General features: G+C 71.4%; 12 protein-coding genes. 5 read left to right on the top strand and 7 right to left on the bottom strand.

Translation table 11 applies throughout. The annotated features are described in order from the left end of the window. Positions 1 to 3: 3 nt before the first annotated feature. Entirely contained in the window at positions 4 to 1,104 is a 1,101-nt protein-coding gene (locus ACTMTU_RS05520; protein ID WP_441262314.1) for an LUD domain-containing protein, read from the bottom strand. A 160-nt stretch (positions 1,105 to 1,264) separates the two neighbouring features. Between ACTMTU_RS05520 and sigJ the strand changes: the two genes are divergently transcribed. After that, the gene (sigJ, locus tag ACTMTU_RS05515; RefSeq protein ID WP_441262313.1) at positions 1,265 to 2,287 is read left to right on the top strand and encodes an RNA polymerase sigma factor SigJ; all 1,023 of its coding nucleotides are present in this window, start codon (positions 1,265 to 1,267) and stop codon (positions 2,285 to 2,287) included. Here the strand turns inward: sigJ and ACTMTU_RS05510 are convergent. Beyond that, positions 2,268 to 3,455 (bottom strand): barstar family protein, encoded by a 1,188-nt coding sequence (locus tag ACTMTU_RS05510; RefSeq protein WP_441262312.1) that lies wholly within the window; start codon positions 3,453 to 3,455, stop codon positions 2,268 to 2,270. The two genes, sigJ and ACTMTU_RS05510, sit on opposite strands and share 20 nt — an antisense overlap. A 388-nt stretch (positions 3,456 to 3,843) precedes the next feature. Here ACTMTU_RS05510 and ACTMTU_RS05505 point away from each other — a divergent pair, with 388 nt between their 5' ends. Further along, positions 3,844 to 5,097, top strand: a complete 1,254-nt coding sequence (locus tag ACTMTU_RS05505; RefSeq protein ID WP_441262311.1) for a cytochrome P450 — start codon at positions 3,844 to 3,846, stop codon at positions 5,095 to 5,097. Positions 5,098 to 5,292: 195 nt separating this feature from the next. Here the strand turns inward: ACTMTU_RS05505 and ACTMTU_RS05500 are convergent, their stop codons facing one another. Continuing rightward, positions 5,293 to 5,703 (bottom strand): Fur family transcriptional regulator, encoded by a 411-nt coding sequence (locus tag ACTMTU_RS05500; protein WP_441262310.1) that lies wholly within the window; start codon positions 5,701 to 5,703, stop codon positions 5,293 to 5,295. Positions 5,704 to 6,061: 358 nt separating this feature from the next. Here ACTMTU_RS05500 and katG point away from each other — a divergent pair, with 358 nt between their 5' ends. Next, on the top strand, positions 6,062 to 8,287 hold the full coding sequence (katG, locus tag ACTMTU_RS05495) for a catalase/peroxidase HPI (RefSeq protein ID WP_441262309.1): 2,226 nt from the start codon (positions 6,062 to 6,064) through the stop codon (positions 8,285 to 8,287). A 123-nt stretch (positions 8,288 to 8,410) separates the two neighbouring features. Here katG and ACTMTU_RS05490 read toward each other — a convergent pair whose 3' ends face one another. From ACTMTU_RS05490 to ACTMTU_RS05480, 3 genes are all read right to left on the bottom strand, one after another. After that, the gene (locus ACTMTU_RS05490) at positions 8,411 to 9,568 is read right to left on the bottom strand and encodes an FAD-dependent oxidoreductase (protein WP_441262308.1); all 1,158 of its coding nucleotides are present in this window, start codon (positions 9,566 to 9,568) and stop codon (positions 8,411 to 8,413) included. Between the two features lie 299 nt (positions 9,569 to 9,867). Continuing rightward, entirely contained in the window at positions 9,868 to 10,599 is a 732-nt protein-coding gene (locus tag ACTMTU_RS05485; protein WP_441262307.1) for a peptidoglycan recognition protein family protein, read from the bottom strand. A 393-nt stretch (positions 10,600 to 10,992) separates the two neighbouring features. Continuing rightward, complete coding sequence (locus ACTMTU_RS05480; RefSeq protein WP_441262306.1) at positions 10,993 to 12,351, bottom strand: alkaline phosphatase PhoX; 1,359 nt, start codon at positions 12,349 to 12,351, stop codon at positions 10,993 to 10,995. A 288-nt stretch (positions 12,352 to 12,639) separates the two neighbouring features. Here ACTMTU_RS05480 and ACTMTU_RS05475 point away from each other — a divergent pair, with 288 nt between their 5' ends. Further along, the gene (locus ACTMTU_RS05475; RefSeq protein ID WP_441262305.1) at positions 12,640 to 12,942 is read left to right on the top strand and encodes a hypothetical protein; all 303 of its coding nucleotides are present in this window, start codon (positions 12,640 to 12,642) and stop codon (positions 12,940 to 12,942) included. A gap of 49 nt (positions 12,943 to 12,991) precedes the next feature. Here ACTMTU_RS05475 and ACTMTU_RS05470 read toward each other — a convergent pair whose 3' ends face one another. Next, positions 12,992 to 14,110 (bottom strand): PP2C family protein-serine/threonine phosphatase, encoded by a 1,119-nt coding sequence (locus ACTMTU_RS05470; RefSeq protein WP_441262304.1) that lies wholly within the window; start codon positions 14,108 to 14,110, stop codon positions 12,992 to 12,994. A gap of 287 nt (positions 14,111 to 14,397) precedes the next feature. On the opposite strand from ACTMTU_RS05470, the gene ACTMTU_RS05465 reads away from it, so the two are divergent. Further along, the gene (locus ACTMTU_RS05465) at positions 14,398 to 15,597 is read left to right on the top strand and encodes a hypothetical protein (RefSeq protein WP_441262303.1); all 1,200 of its coding nucleotides are present in this window, start codon (positions 14,398 to 14,400) and stop codon (positions 15,595 to 15,597) included. Positions 15,598 to 15,645: the final 48 nt, after the last annotated feature.

Genomic DNA, 15,645 nt, shown 5'->3' with positions numbered 1-15,645 from the left:
GGGTCAGTAGCCGATGGCCTCTCGGAGAAGCAGCACGGTCCCGCGCCCTGGGCGCGGTTCCGCGTTGAGGACGAGCAGGCGGTTGACGGCGCTGGGCCTCCCGTACACCGCCTGGGCGCGGACGTTCTCCAACGGGAGGGCGTGCTCCTCGACTCGGCGCAGCGCTGTGCTCAGGTCGGGCACCACCTTCTGTGCGCCGACGATCCAGACCGCGTGGGCGGCGCCGCCCGCGTTGGCGGGAAGTTGGCTGCCGCTGCCCGACGCGAGGACGAGCGAGCCGGTCTCGGTGACCGCGGCGACGCTGTTGACGACGAATTCGGGGCCGGCGAGCAGCCTTCGGATCTCGTCGGCATCGGTGGCCCGGTCCATGGCCAGGACGCGCGGCCTGATGGCGTCGTACCGGCCGCCGGCGTTGATGTCCTCGTCGATGCCTGACAGCCGGAGCGTCTCGCTGGCTCCGGTGAGCACGGCGGCGCCCTCGGGAAGCAGGTCCTTGATGCGGACGCGCGCTTCCGCGGCGTCGTCGAGGATCTCGGCGGCGAAGCCGCCCGCACGCAGCGCGGCGGCCACCCGCTCCAGTTGTTCGGCCGTTGCCGGTTCGGTGAAGGAGGCGGCCGGAGCCGGGGTGGCCGTGGCATGTGCCGGGTCGGTCCGGGAGCCCTTCGCCGCGTGGAGCGCCGTGCCGGCCAGCGGTGAGGTGTCGAGGTACCTGATCTCGTACACCCGCTCGGCGAACTTCCAGCCTTCCTCGGTGCGCCGGTAACGGTCGTGGTAGACGGCGTAGTTCAGGCCCTGGCGTCCGTCGAGGGTGCGTGCGAGTTCCTGGATGTAGGCGCGGCCGGTCGCGGTGTCGCCCTCGAGCTGGATCGTGCCGGGGTGTGTGTTCTGTACGAAGAAGTCCCACTGGCTCTGCAGCCGCTCGCCCCCGGCGAGGATCTCCTCGCGGCCGATCTGCTCGGCGGGGATGTCGGGCATGCGCAAGACACCGTCCGTTGTGAACAGCGACGCCAGGCGAGGTCGGTCGCGCATCATCACCGCGTCGGTGAACTCGCCGCGCAGTGCCTCGATCTCGACGCGGTCCACGGTGGTCCGGAAGCCGTTCATCAAATCTCCCTCTCCGTCTTGTTGTCGCCCTCACCGGTTCGACACCGTTACGACAGTGCGGCGCTCCGGAATGTGAGGCGGCGCGTCGCCTCACATTCCGGAGCGCCGCACTGTCGTAACGGGTAGCGGCACAGAAGCGAGCGAAGGAGACGGTCGGACCATGACCACGAGAGCCGAGACCGGCGACGATCAGAGCGATCCGGGCCTCAGCGCGATCACGGGTGAGCGGCGTCGGCTGATCAACCTCGGCTATCGACTCCTCGGGTCCCTTGCCGACGCCGAGGACGTCGTGCAGGAGACCTACGCCCGCTGGTACGCCATGTCCGAACAGGAGCGGCAGGCCATCGAGTCGCCCGGCGCCTGGCTGATGACGGTCGCCGGCCGCATCTGCCTGAACGTGCTCGGTTCGGCGCGGGCCAGGCGGGAGACGTACGTGGGCGACTGGATCCCGGAACCGCTGCCCGAACCCACGGAGTGGCACGGCGGGCGCTCAGGCGCCGGCGGGACCGACCCGGCCGACCAGGTCACCGTCGACGAGTCGGTGACGATGGCCTTCCTGGTCGTCCTCGATGCGATGACCCCGGCCGAGCGCGTGGCGTTCGTCCTGCACGACGTCTTCCGCTTTCCCTTCGGCGAGGTGGCCGAGATCGTCGGCCGCACTCCGGCGGCGTGCCGCCAACTCGCCTCGTCCGCCCGCCGGCGCATCCGGACCGCGCAGAGCCCGGCGGGCCCGAGTGCCGGGCAGGCCGGCATCGTCAAGGAGTTCAGAACGGCGTGGGAGGCCAGGGACATCGGCGCCCTGATCGGCCTGCTCGACCCCCACGCCGTCGCGACCGCCGACGGCGGCGGACTGGCCGTCACCCACCCGCACCCGATCGTGGGCAGTGAGCAGATCGCCCGCGCCTACGCCGAGATCGCCCGTGTGTCGGGCGACCGCACCACGTTCCTGGAGTGCACGGTCAACGGCCTGCCGGGCTTGGTGGCGCAGCAGGACGGCAACCTCTCGACCGTGTTCGCCTTCGAGTTCGCGGGCGATCGCATCAGGCGTATCTGGGCGGTGAGAAACCCCGAGAAGCTCCGTCCCTGGCGGATCGGCCGAGGAGCGGTCCGGGACACCCCGGCTCTCGGACCGCGGCCGTCACGGCCCATGTCCCGAACACGACCTAGCGCAGCACCACGGTGACACCCATCCGCTCCAGGAACGGCACCACCGCGTCGAAATAGCCCGTCTCGCCGTCCGTGTCCACACTGACGCCCGCCAAGTGCTGCCGGGCTACGTCCGCGTCGTGCCAGACGAGGGTGAAGGGCGCGGGCGGCGCCTCGCCGTGGCACTGGCAGCCGCGCAGCGCGTTCCAGCACTGGTGCCACCGCTGCCCCGGGCCGCCGATCGCCTCGCCGATCGCGCAGTGCAGGCCCGGGATGTCGGTGGCGTGCCGCCCGTCCATCTCGAACACCGCACCGGGCTGCTCGGGTCCCCCGCACACCTCCGTGAACCGCAGCCACTCGCTGCGTCCGTCGGTCGGGAACCGTGCCCATGCGTTGCGTTCCCGGGGCGGACCCTCGTACCAGGCGTCCCACACGGGCCGGGCCGCGGGCGGGAAGGGACTGCGGCGGAAGAGTCCCCTCTTGAGCGTCACGTCGATCAGCGCACCGCCCAGCGCCGAGGGGCGGCACTCGTCGACATCCGCCGTGATGTGCTCCTCGACCGCGGTCGGCCGGCCCGTACGGTCGAGGAGCCAGAGTTTCATGTGGTCGCCCCCGCCGCCGGGGTGGACCAACCGGCGCACCAGGTTCGGCGCGGGCTCGCACCCGATGAGGCGTACGGGGCGACGGGCCGGGTCGGGCCGGTCACCGTACACGCCCTCCACCCGGCGGCAGTGCCCGAGCGGGCCGCCGCTGGTGCCGTTCAGGAGGGCGACATCCGTCCTCGCGGGCTCCTTGCGGGAGTAGGGCGGCCCCTCGGTGACCACGCCTTCGAGCACGAGGTCGAGCAACGCCGGGTCCTCCGCACACGGCCTGCCGTCGATGAGGACGACGTCGTCGAGCGCGCAGTAGTCGTAGGTGTACGGATCCTCGGTGTCCACGTCGTGCACCGTGAAGTGCAGCTCGCCGAAGGGAACAGGCGTGTTCCGCGCGCACCGTTCGGCGGCCTTGCGGAGCCTGCCGGTGGGGGCGCAGCCGAGGAGGGTCAGCCGCTCCCGGAACGCGGCCCGGTCCATGAACAGCCCGTCGGCATCGACGCACCGCGCCCACACCGTCTGCTCCCCGTCCCACTCCTCGCTGACGAGCGCGAAGCGCAGAGGCAGATCCCGCCCCCAGACGACCTCACGCAGCGAACCGTCCTCGTCCACGGTGCCTTGCCCCCTCCGGCCTCCCACGGCCGGGTCGATCATAGGCACGGTACCGCCCGGAACGGTCCGGCCACGGCGTCGAGGACCACGTGACGTGTGATCGGCCCGCCGCGGCGACACCGGCGACGCGCACGATGCCGTCGGCGGGGTGGCATCGATGCGGCGGGTCCGGGCGCGAACGGCGACGGTGGCAGGTCGGACCGTATGCCCGGATGAGTGATACCGCGCACAGGCCGCCGAGGACGGTCACGGTGCGTGTTAGCGTCCGCGCGTGACTTTTCCGGCCAGGGACGCTTCGACCTCGGGAACCGCGACCGCGGAGCCCGAGGCTTACGGCGTGCCTGGTCCCAGAGCCGCGGCGCCGTCGGCGCGGGCCTGGGAGGTTCCGGTGCCGGGCGATCGACTCGACCTGTTCGGTGCGGACTTCGTACGCGACCCCTACCCGTGGCTGGACCTTCTGCGCGCCGAGGCGCCCGTGCACCACGACGAGGCGACGGGTCTGTGGCTGGTCAGCCGCCACCAGGACGTGCGGCGGGTGCTGTCCGACGCGTCGGTCTTCCTGCCCGACAACGCCCAGCACGCGGTCGCCCCGCTGCCGGTTGCCGCGCTGCGGAGGCTCGCGAAGGCAGGTTTCACCCTGCCCCCCGCGCTGGCCAACAACGGCACCAGCAGCCATGCCGGGCTGCGCAGGCTGGTCAACCGGTTCTTCAACGCCCGGCAGGTGGCGGCCGCCGTCCCCGTGATCGAGCGCTGCGCAGAGGAGTTGCTGGACGCGGCGCAGGCCAGGATCGACGCCGACGGTCACGAGGACCTGTTCGCCTCCTACGCCCAGATCCTGCCGTGCCGGGTGCTCATGGAACTGCTCGGCGTACGGGGCGTCACGCCCGGCACACTGATCCGCTGGAGCGACGCGTCGCTGGAGCTGTTCTGGGGCAGGCCCTCGGCCGAACGCCGGCTGGAACTGGCAGAGCTGGTGGGTGAGTTCCACCGATGGCTGACCGACACCGTACGCGGTGCCACATCGTCGCCGGACGTTCGGGCCGAGTCGTTCATCGGAGCGCTGTCCCGCCACCTCCTCCCCGAAGGGGAACCGCTGGACACGGCGACCGCGGTCAGCGCCTGCTTCTTCATCTTCATCGCCGGGCAGTCCACCACCGGCCAGCTGATCGCCACCGTGCTGCGCCGGGCGCTCGGCGAACCGGGGCTCTGGCCGCGGCTGGTGCCGGAAGCCGGCCTGGCCGAGGCCTGGGTGGAAGAGGTGCTGCGGCGCGAGCCGCCGGTGACCACCTGGCGCCGGGTCACCGCGCGGCCGGTGGAACTGGCGGGTACGCGACTCCCGGCGGGAGCACAGCTGCTGCTCATGCTGATGGGCAGCGGCTCCGACCCGGCCGTGTTCGCGGAGCCGGAGCGTATGTGTCCGCATCGCGAGAACGTCCGCCACCACCTGGCGTTCGGCGCCGGACGCCACCGCTGTCCGGGCGCGTCCCTCGCACGCACGGAGGCGGCGATCGCCCTGCGGGCGGTGGCACGCCGTCTGCCGGAGATCCGGCTCGCGCCGGAAGGGGCACGCCCGCCGATGCTGGGTCTGTTGTCCTTCCGGGCTCCCCTGGAGGTCATGGTGGAGCGCCGGCCCGGTCGCTGACGCCCCCGGCCACGGCCGACGGACGACCACCGGCGGCCCGCGCACCGTCCGGGCGGGCGGGAACTCCCGTCACCCACCGGGCACTTCCGGGTCCGACCGCACCCGGCGCCCACGCGCGCCACCGCCCCACACGGTGGCGCGCGCAGGCTGTTCAGGGGAAGCCGGCCCGGGAGTCCGTCTGTTGAAGGCCGAAGGTCAGGTGCAGGAGGGGCACACGCCCCGGTAGGTGACCTCGACCTCGGACACCGTGAACCCGAACCGCTCCTCCGTCGGGAGGTCCGCCAGCGGATCGCCGGTGGGGTGGACGTCGCGGATGGCGCCGCAGCGGGAGCAGACCAGGTGCTGGTGCGGGCGGTGCGCGTTGGGGTCGTAGCGCTTGGCGCGCCCGTCGGTGGAGACCTCCAGCACCTCACCGAGGGAGACCAGTTCGCCCAGCGTGTTGTACACGGTCGCCCGTGAGATCTCGGGCAGTCGCTGTGCCGCGCGGGCGTGGACCTCGTCGGCGGTGAGATGCACGTGGTCGCCGTCGAGGACCTCCGCGACGACACGCCGCTGGGAGGTCACCCGCCAGCCGCGTCCTCGCAGCCGTTCCAGCAGGTCACTCATATCGGTTCACCTATTCAGGCTTGGCGGAATACCCGTAGTTTACCGGCAGGTGTCCGGAACCCGATGGGATATGAAACGCGCAAACTTCTTGACCTGGACAGCGTCCATCGTAGGATCGGTTCCGGCATCAGCCAAGGGAGCCGGCACCTCCGGTTACGGCAGGAGACTGAGACATGACGGGACCACCGCCGAGCGGCCGCAGAGTGCTGCCGGACCGCGGCTGACGGGCCTTTCACGTCGTGCCGCGCTGCCGTGCCGTCCCGGCAGTCCGGCCCCTTCACAGGGACACATGTGCCCCGACCTTCCGCCGCCGGCACTTCACGAGCACCACGATCCCGCTCCGCCCGAAAGGATTCCCATGTCCGAGAACCCGGATGCAATCGTCACAGACCCGAAGACGGAGGGCCAAGGCGGCGGCTGCCCGGTAGCGCACGGGCGCGCCCCGCACCCGACCCAAGGCGGCGGAAACCGCCAGTGGTGGTCGGAGCGGCTCAACTTGAAGATCCTCGCCAAGAACCCGGCCGTGGCGAACCCGCTCGGTGAGGAGTTCGACTACGCCGAGGCGTTCAAGAACCTCGACCTCGCGGCCGTGAAGCAGGACATCGCCGAGGTGCTGACCACCTCGCAGGACTGGTGGCCCGCCGACTTCGGCAACTACGGCCCGCTGATGATCCGTATGGCCTGGCACAGCGCGGGCACCTACCGGATCAGCGACGGCCGCGGCGGCGCCGGGGCCGGTCAGCAGCGCTTCGCGCCGCTCAACAGCTGGCCGGACAACGCCAACCTCGACAAGGCCCGCCGACTGCTGTGGCCGGTCAAGAAGAAGTACGGCCAGTCCATCTCCTGGGCCGACCTCATGATCCTCACGGGCAACGTCGCACTGGAGCAGATGGGCTTCGAGACCTTCGGCTTCGGCGGCGGCCGTGAGGACGTCTGGGAGCCCGAGGAGGACGTGTACTGGGGTCCCGAGACCACCTGGCTCGACGACCGGCGCTACACCGGCGACCGTGAGCTGGAGAACCCCCTCGGCGCGGTCCAGATGGGCCTCATCTACGTCAACCCGGAGGGCCCCAACGGCAACCCGGACCCGCTCGCCGCGGCCCGTGACATCCGTGAGACGTTCCACCGGATGGCGATGAACGACGAGGAGACGGTCGCCCTGATCGCGGGCGGTCACACCTTCGGCAAGACCCACGGCGCGGGCCCGGCGGACAACGTCGGCGACGACCCCGAGGCCGCCTCGCTGGAGGAGCAGGGCCTCGGCTGGAAGAACACCTACGGCACCGGCAAGGGCGGCGACACGATCACCAGCGGTCTCGAGGTGACGTGGACGAACACCCCGACCACCTGGGACAACAGCTTCTTCGAGATCCTCTTCGGCTACGAGTGGGAGCTGACCAAGAGCCCCGCCGGCGCCCACCAGTGGCGGCCGAAGGACGGTGCCGGGGCAGGCACGGTCCCCGACGCGCACGACGCGTCGAAGACCCACGCCCCGCAGATGCTGACTACGGACCTCGCGCTCCGGTTCGACCCGGTCTACGAGCAGATCTCGCGTCGTTTCCTGGAGAACCCCGACCAGTTCGCGGACGCCTTCGCCCGCGCCTGGTACAAACTGACCCACCGTGACATGGGCCCGAAGTCGCTGTACCTCGGCCCGGAGGTCCCGGAGGAGACCCTGCTGTGGCAGGACCCGCTGCCGGAGGCCGAGGGCGAGGCCGTCGACGCCGAGGACATCGCGGCCCTCAAGGCCAAGCTCCTCCACTCGGGGCTGTCCGTCTCTCAGCTGGTGTCCACCGCGTGGGCGTCGGCCTCGACGTTCCGCGCCAGTGACAAGCGCGGCGGTGCCAACGGCGCCCGCATCCGCCTGGAGCCGCAGCGCACGTGGGAGGTCAACGACCCCGACCAGCTCGCCACGGTGCTGCGCACCCTCGAGGGGATCCAGCAGGAGTTCAACTCCGGCGCCAAGAAGGTCTCCCTGGCCGACCTGATCGTGCTCGGCGGCGTCGCGGCCGTCGAGCGGGCCGCCAAGGAGGCCGGTTTCCCGGTCGAGGTGCCCTTCACGCCCGGCCGGGTGGACGCCTCGCAGGAGCAGACCGACGCGGAGTCGTTCGCCGCGCTCGAGCCGACCGCCGACGGGTTCCGCAACTACCTCGGCAAGGGCAACCGCCTGCCGGCCGAGTACCTGCTGCTCGACAGGGCGAATCTGCTCAGCCTCAGCGCCCCCGAGATGACCGTCCTCGTCGGTGGATTGCGTGTGCTGGGCGCGAACCACCAGCAGTCGCAGCTCGGCGTCCTCACCACGACGCCCGGGACGCTGACGAACGACTTCTTCGTCAACCTGCTCGACCTGGGCACGACGTGGAAGGCGACGTCCGAGGACCAGACGACCTTCGAGGGCCGCGACGCCGCCACGGGCGAGGTGAAGTGGGCCGGCAGCCGTGCCGACCTCGTCTTCGGCTCGAACTCCGAGCTGCGCGCGCTCGCGGAGGTGTACGCGAGCGACGACGCGAAGGAGAAGTTCGTGAAGGACTTCGTCGCGGCGTGGGACAAGGTCATGAACCTCGACCGGTTCGACATCGCCTGACGTTATCCCCGGGATCTGACGTCCGACGCGACCTCCCTGGCCCGACCGTGATGTCCGGGCCGGCCGAACCGGCCGGCCCGGACATCCGCGCACCCGGGGCAGCGAGGCGTCGGTGGGGCGGACTCACCCGCGTACCGCGTCGGGGAAGGATCTGTCGCCGAACAGGACCCGGCCGGCCGCGGCCCGGCCGAACGGTGTGCGCAGCAGCGTGAACGCCGCCGCCGCTGCAGCCGGCGTCCGTACCTGGGCAAGTCCCCTGCGCAGCATGAGCCGTCCCCTGAAGTGGGGGCGCAGAGCGGCCCCGTCGTAGGTGCGCATCGCGTCCGGCTTCCCGGCCCGCAGCGCGTCGTCGAGGACCTCGGCCGCGAGCTCGGACTGCCGAAGGCAGGGGTCCAGGCCGCCGGCGGTGAGGGGAGAGACCGCGCCTGCCGCGTCCCCCACGAGAAGACCGTCGGGGCAGCTGATCCGACGCAGCAGGCCACCGACGGGAATGAGGCCCCCGCGCCGCTCCACGGCCTCCGGACGGTCGACTCCCGCCAGCCCGGGCGCTGATGCGCTGAACTGCGCCACCGCCCGGCGAAGGCCCTCCGGATAGCGGTCGGCATAGCCGGCGACGCCGACATGGGCGTGCTGCCCGTCGTTGACGACCCAGGCCAGGTATCCGGGGGCGAGCGAGGGGTCGAGCACGCAGTGGAAGGTCGGCGGCTCGTCGCTCCCGGGCAGCTCGAAGACCTCCTCGGCACCGACGAGCAGATGGTGGTTGCGGTCGAGGCCGAGGTCGCGGGCGACTCTCGACCGTGCGCCGTCGGCGCCGACGACGAACCGCGCGCGGACCGTCGTCGTCCCGTCGCGTCCGGCCAGGTGGAAGGTGTCGCCGTGCCGGCCGTGGTAACGGGTGCCCAGCGCTATCCGCACGCCGGCGTCGGCGGCGGAGGCGGCCGACGCTTCGTAGAGCGGCCCCATGTCGCCCACGCGGTACTCGTCGCGCGGACTGACCAGGTCGACGGGGCGGCGGAGGTTCGGCGGGTAGAGCACCACGCGCCGGATGGGCGGCCCGAGACATTCGGGAGGCAGGGGAAAGTCGTCGAGCGTCTTCCGTACGAAGATCCCCGTGGTGCGGATCGCGCCGGCGAGACCGGCTCGCCGTTCCACCAGGAGGACGTCATGACCCCGGCGGGCGAGCAGCGTGGCGGTGTGCAGCCCGGCCAGTCCGCCGCCGACCACCAGTACGTCGGCACTGTCCGTGGCCGGGAGGCGGTAGGGGTGATCGGCTGTCGTCATGCTCTGCTCCTCATGAGGGTCCGTCATCGGTCACACCGGTACGCGGGTGGACGCCGGCCGTCGGCAATGCTGCGAGGGCGCAGACCGGCGGGGCACCGCCGGAAACCGGTCGAATGACGATGGAAATCTATCGATATTCGATAGGAACGGCAAGACGGGTCCGCCATCGAGCGGCTCGTGCGCAGACGTGCGACCCAGTGCCTCCACGGCCGGCACACCGATCGGCACCGGCGGACGCTGCGCGGGGGGCGCACAGGGCGGCACCCGTCGGGGCCTGGACCGTGGTGCGTACGGACGGTCTACCGAACGGACTCCGCGCTCTTGCGCAGCCGGGCCACGGCCTCCCTGATCACCGGCAACCGCTCGTACAGCACGTCGCCGGGGCAGTCAGTGCGGAAGGCGTCGCGATGGCCCGAGACGACGTGGAGCCGGGCCACTTCGCCCTTCTTGTAGGTGCTCTCGTCGTTCGTCGAGACGAGCCGAACGGTGCCACGGGGATCGGCTCCCGGCCGGAGCTTCCAGGCGGCCACTTTCACGATCCCGGCCTCGAGCGCCTGCGGGACCGTCGCACCCGGACCGAAGGTGCCGAGCGCCGCGATGCCGATGCTGTCGCCGTTGAAGCCCTTGGTGTGCGCCCCTTGTACGGGACGCCCGACGCCGCCGGCCCGGCCTTCGTAGATGGTTCCGCAGCGGTCCACCACGAAGTTGTAGCCGATGTCGTCCCAACCGTCGCTCTCGACGTGGTCCCTCTGCATCTCCCGCAACATGCGGGGGACGTCGGCGCAGTCGTAACCGTTCAGATGACCGGTGTGGTGGAGGAAGACCGCGCTCACGGCGCCCGTGTACGTCGCCCGCTCCCTGACCATCCCCTCGTCCGCCCGCCACGCCTCCCGGCTCACGATCGGGGGTCGCGGGACCACCGGGCCGACCGCCACGGGCTCGGGCCGGGCGGGCCGGAACGGGGCGTCCCGCGGCACGAGCAGAGCCAGCGCCACGACCCCGGCACCCAGGACGATCCGACGGGACCACATGGGACCACCCTGCGCCCCGGCCCTCCACTCTCACAGGTGAGCAAGCCATTCGAGTGAACGCGGCGGAGTCCGTGATCGAACGAGGTGCACGGGTGAAGGGACGCGCCAGGCTGCCCGACTTCAGCGGCCTGCCGGAACGGAAGGCCCGCCGACGCCGACCGGGCAGGTCGGTGCCGGGCCGGACGACGGAAACCGGCGCCCGGACGCGCACCGACTCAGCGCGGGCGGTGGACGCCGGCCGACCCGCCGTCAGGACAGTGCCTGGCGACGGGTCGGCCCGGCGGCCGGATCGCGGCGGGCCGGTTCAGCCGGAGCAGCGCCCGGCCGGAAGCGTCCGCGACGCGGCGGCGGCAGGGCACGGCGGCAGCACGGCACCGCGGCCCTGCCGACGGATCAGAGCGCGCCCCGGCGCCAGGGGCCGGTGATCGCGAACGTGATACCCGGAGTCTGGATGTTCACGAACAGCCAGTTCCCGTTCTTCGGTTCGAACACCGAGCCGGCCCACTCCGAACCCCTGTGGTCGGCCGCCGGGACGTTCTTGCCCGCCGTCCCGCCGCGGAGATCCACGTCGTTGGCGGCGAAGCGGAAGATCTCGCCGTCCGGGGTCAGCCCGTGGACGTACTCGGTGCCGCCACCGTCCTCGCACAGCACCAGACCGCCGCGGGGACTGACGCACATGTTGTCCGGCGCGTTGAGCACCTCGGAGCCGGGGGAGGCGAAGAGCACCCGGAAGTCGTCGGTGGCCGGGTCGAGTTCGAACACCTGGCCCTGGCGGGCGGGTCCACCGTCGGTCGTGATGACGTAGATGCGGTCGTTGCCGTACCAGGCGCCCTCGAGGCGGCTGAACACCGCGGCGCCGTTCGCCTGTGCCTGGATTCGTACTGTGTCCGCCGCGGGGTCGACGTCGTCGACGGGCACCCAGGAGACGGTGCCGTACGCCTTCTCACCGTCGGACCGGGTGTCGTACGTCGTCGTTCCGATGCGCAGGGCCTCGAGCCGGCCGCCCTTGGACAGGTCGCCCGGCACGGCCGGGACGAAGCGGTACAGCGACGCGTCGCCGCGGTCCTCGGTCTCGTAGACGTAGCCGGTCGCCGGGTCGACGGCGACGGCCTCGTGGTTGAACCGGCCCATGGCCTTGTAGGGCTCGGGGTTGCCCTTGCCTTCCGAGGCCACCTCGAAGATGTAGCCGTGACGCTTGCCGGCCGTCGTGGAGAAGGTCTCCTCGCAGGTGAGCCAGGTGTTCCACGGGGTGGGCCCGCCGGCGCAGTTGCGCATCGTACCGCCGAGGCTGCCGTAGGACTCCAGCCACTGGCCGGCGTCCGGGTCGAAGACCAGGGTGGTCGTCCCGCCGCCGGCGGCTGGGTTGTAGGCCGGGGCGGTGAAGGCGGGCCCGGCGCCGAGCTCGTGGTTGCGGACGAGGTGGACCTTGTCGCCGTAGCGGAAGGCCGCCATGCCGTCGTGGGCACCGGGGGTGCGCACGCCGTCGTCCATGAGGTCGTTGGTCCAGCCGTAGGAGATGTACTCGAAGCCCCGGGGCAGCTGGAGCAGTTCCAGGCCCGTCGCCTGGTCCTTGACCGGGCCGAGCGGGCCGTACCCGGCGTCGGATCCGAGCTTGACCGGCGCGGCTGCCGCCGTCCGCGCGGCCAGTGCCTGGAAGGGAAGGGAAGCCGCCGCGGCAACGGCGGCCCCGCGCAAGAGGGTGCGTCGCTCGAAACCGGGACCGGTCGGTCTTCCTGCGGACGTGCCTGTCATGGGAGTCCTCTCGAATGCAACGATCTGGGGAGCGGCACCGGTCACCCTAGGAGCGAACACCGCGCCCTTTTCCCAACAGGAAGTGAGCGTTGGGAGAACCGTTCCTTCCGGAAGCGGGGACCACTGCTGCCGCCCCGGCCTGCCTGCCCGGCGTCCGGGGCGACGCGGCTTCGATCGCGGCCCGAGGAGGGACCCTGAGGATCAGACGGTCGTGTTCGTACGGCTCAGCATTCGCCCCGCCACTTCACCGTCCCGAAGAAGTGCAACTCCGCGCTCAATGCCTACCCGGTGGCCCATCCCCCGTCCTGGGCCCCGGCGGTCACCCGCGACCGCCGTCCCCAGGCGCTGGCCGCCCTGCTGGGCCGTACCCGCGCACGCGTGCCGGCGGCCCTGGTCACCACCGCGACCACGGGAGAGCTCGCCCTACGCCTGAAGATCTCCGCCTCCTCCGCGAGCGAACACATCACCGCCCTGAGGGAGGCCGACCTCGCGCACAGCCAACGCGCCCGCGCCCAAGTGATCCACACGCTCACCCCGTTGGGCACCGCGCTCCTCCACGGCGAGCTCCCTCCCCACCCGGTGTCCGACTGAAGCAGCGGGCTGCGTGACGCCTGCTGCCGGCCGGGCCGGCGGCACGTCGTCAGCGGCGGACGACGAGTACCGCTGCGGTGTCGTCGTCGAAGCCGTGGCCGCTGTAGCGGACGAGGTCCTCACGCAGAAGGCTGATCATCCGGTCCGCGGGTTCCCCGATCCAGCCGCGCATCCGGTCCTCCAGAGGGTAGAAGGCCCCGGTGTGATCACGGGTCTCGCTCACGCCGTCCGTGAACATCAAGAGCCGGTCCCCTGGCTCGAAGAGCACTTCCTGGACGTCGTAGTCGCCGTTCCCGAGCCCGAGTCCGGAGAGGTTGACGGGGAGCGACGGGGAGGGCAGCTCGGCCATGGTCAGGACATCCTGATGCTGGATGACGGGTGCCGGATGCCCACAGCTGAGGATCCGGACGACCGGTTCGTCGTGGGGGATCTCGGCGAGCAGCACGGTCGCGAACCGGCTGGCCACGTCCGAGTCCTGAGTCCGCTCCGCGTAGCGGGCCATGCTGAATTCCAGACGCTCGGCCACAACGGCGAGGTCGGGGGCCGTATAGGCGGACTCGCGGAACGAGCCGAGGAGGATGGATGCCGTCTCCAGCGCGCCAAGGCCTTTGCCCTGGACGTCTCCCAGCATGATCCGTACCGCGCCGCGCACTTCGAGAGCTTTGTAGAAGTCCCCGCCGACGTGTGCTCCCGCCGCTGACGCCTCGTAGAGGAGGTGGAGGTCGACGGGTCCCAGGTGTGACGGCATCGGGCGCTGCAGGGCCGTCTGCGCGGCTTCGGCGACGGAGTGCATCTGGCGGAGCTCCATCTCCCGGTTCCGCCGGAGGCGGCTCGACCATACGGCGGCAACCGTCACGGCCAGGAGCACCGTCAGGTTGATCAGCACGCCGGGCACGTCCTCGGCCCGCCGTGCGGCCAGTCCCGCCGAGGCCACCATGGACAGCAGTCCGACGACCACGGTGCCACGGCTTCCCCAGGTCACGGCCGCCAGTGCCGGAGCCGCGAAGAGCACACGGTCGAAGGGTTCACGGTCGGAAGTGAGCTCATCGGCCACGACGGACAGGGCGATCACCAGGAACGGAAGAAGACGGCCGACGATGTATCCGGCATCCGCCTTCCACGACAGATCGTCTTGGGCAGTGCTGTGGTCACGCATCTGTTCATGCATGGACCGTTCCGCGCAAAAGGCATCTGGGACTACGCCGTTCGGTGGCGGGCGACACAGCAGCGTCACCCGCTCCGACGGGTGGCGAGGCGCGGCTGACCGTGCCGGCGGATCGTCGACGCCCACGCCGCGTGGACCACCCTGAGCCGGCCGCCGTCAGCAGCCTCCCGCGACCCGTAAACGAACAGAACGCTCCATGAACCAGGGGTGTCGGGCCTCACCCTCCTGTGTTTCCGCTGGCCGACGGGACCATACTGGAGCTGCCCGCGACCCCCTGACAGAACGACTCCATGCCGAAGACCAGTACCTCCTCGACCACCGCCCCCGCCACGACGTGGCTCGGGCACGGGCGCCACCTCGGGCCGACGCCCGAGCAGGACGTCCGGCGCAACCTCATCGCGCTCAAGGCCGCCGGGGTCATAGACGACTTCCTCGACCTCGCTCCCGCCGATGCCGCTGACACCTTCACGGCCGGTGCGGGCGTCGGTGGCCTCCCCCACCCACTCGGCACGGACGAGAGCGCCGCCCCGCCGGACCCCGCCGCACGCCGCCTCTTCGAGGCCCGCTGGCGCGTGGACGGCGATGTGACCGTGCGCGCCCAGCTGACCTGCTTCGACCCCCACGGCAGGCAACGTGACGGCGAGGCGGTCGGATGGGTGCTGGCCGCGAAGGCGGAACGGACCTGGGACCAGCGGTGGCCCTCCCCAGCGACGATGTTCTGGCCGGACAGCGACCGCGTCGACTGGGACCACGACACCGTCCCCGGTCTGCGGCTGCGGACCAGCAATCGGCTGCCGGACGACGACAAGGAGATGCGCCGTCTCCTCAAGGACTGCAGCCGCGTCAGCTGGAACATCCACATCGTCGTCCACGAGGCGATGACCCCCGACGCGCCCGGCCGCCGGCCCCTGACACCCTTCCTGCCGCCGAGCCTGCGCCATCGGGTGGTGGAGCACCGGGCATCGCCGGAACAGTTCCAGATCGTCAACTGGGCGATGAGGGACCTGCACGTACGGCTGCCACGCGGCGGGGCGGTGGTCCTGCCCACGGCGTCGGCGGGCCCGGAGTACGACGCGGAACGCTTCGCCGTCCGCAGTGTCTTCCTGGACGGCTCGGAGCCGACGGAACTCGTCGACAAGGTCACCGCCTTCGCCGAGCTGCCGCGGACCTTGACCACCGAGGCGGAACAGGCCCTCGACAGCCTGCGCCACCGGTGGCACCTGCTCACCATGGAGGAGGAGTTGGCCCACACCCGCCGGCTCGTCACCAAGTACGCGGAGGCGCTCGAGGCCATGACCAGGTCCCGGGACCTGTACCGGGAAGCAGCCGAACTCGCGCAGGCCGCGCTGGCCGAGGCGACCGGCTCCGACAGCGTGCCGCGCCCGGCCCCGGGCGGCACGGCCGCCAGGCCCGCAGGCTCCCCGCGAAGTGCCCTGATCAAGGCACTGGGGCGCTTCAAGGACACGTCGAGGCAGCACCCTCAGAAGTAGCGGATGCGCCCTCGGAAACAGCGGACCCCTCGCCGCCGGCAACCGGAC

Source organism: Streptomyces sp. OZ13, assembly GCF_052068155.1.
In the GTDB taxonomy this organism is placed as follows: domain Bacteria; phylum Actinomycetota; class Actinomycetes; order Streptomycetales; family Streptomycetaceae; genus Streptomyces.
The sequence above is the reverse complement of the archived record's forward strand: the minus strand, read 5'-3'. Positions and strand labels throughout refer to the sequence as shown.

Bases quoted from the DNA above. Each gene is read 5' to 3' on its own strand.
- ACTMTU_RS05520 (WP_441262314.1), bottom strand. From the start codon at position 1,104: ATGAACGGCTTCCGGACCACCGTGGACCGCGTCGAGATCGAGGCACTG.
- sigJ (WP_441262313.1), top strand. From the start codon at position 1,265: ATGACCACGAGAGCCGAGACCGGCGACGATCAGAGCGATCCGGGCCTC.
- ACTMTU_RS05500 (WP_441262310.1), bottom strand. From the start codon at position 5,703: ATGAGTGACCTGCTGGAACGGCTGCGAGGACGCGGCTGGCGGGTGACC.
- katG (WP_441262309.1), top strand. From the start codon at position 6,062: ATGTCCGAGAACCCGGATGCAATCGTCACAGACCCGAAGACGGAGGGC.
- ACTMTU_RS05490 (WP_441262308.1), bottom strand. From the start codon at position 9,568: ATGACGACAGCCGATCACCCCTACCGCCTCCCGGCCACGGACAGTGCC.
- ACTMTU_RS05485 (WP_441262307.1), bottom strand. From the start codon at position 10,599: ATGTGGTCCCGTCGGATCGTCCTGGGTGCCGGGGTCGTGGCGCTGGCT.
- ACTMTU_RS05480 (WP_441262306.1), bottom strand. From the start codon at position 12,351: ATGACAGGCACGTCCGCAGGAAGACCGACCGGTCCCGGTTTCGAGCGA.
- ACTMTU_RS05470 (WP_441262304.1), bottom strand. From the start codon at position 14,110: ATGCATGAACAGATGCGTGACCACAGCACTGCCCAAGACGATCTGTCG.
- ACTMTU_RS05465 (WP_441262303.1), top strand. From the start codon at position 14,398: ATGCCGAAGACCAGTACCTCCTCGACCACCGCCCCCGCCACGACGTGG.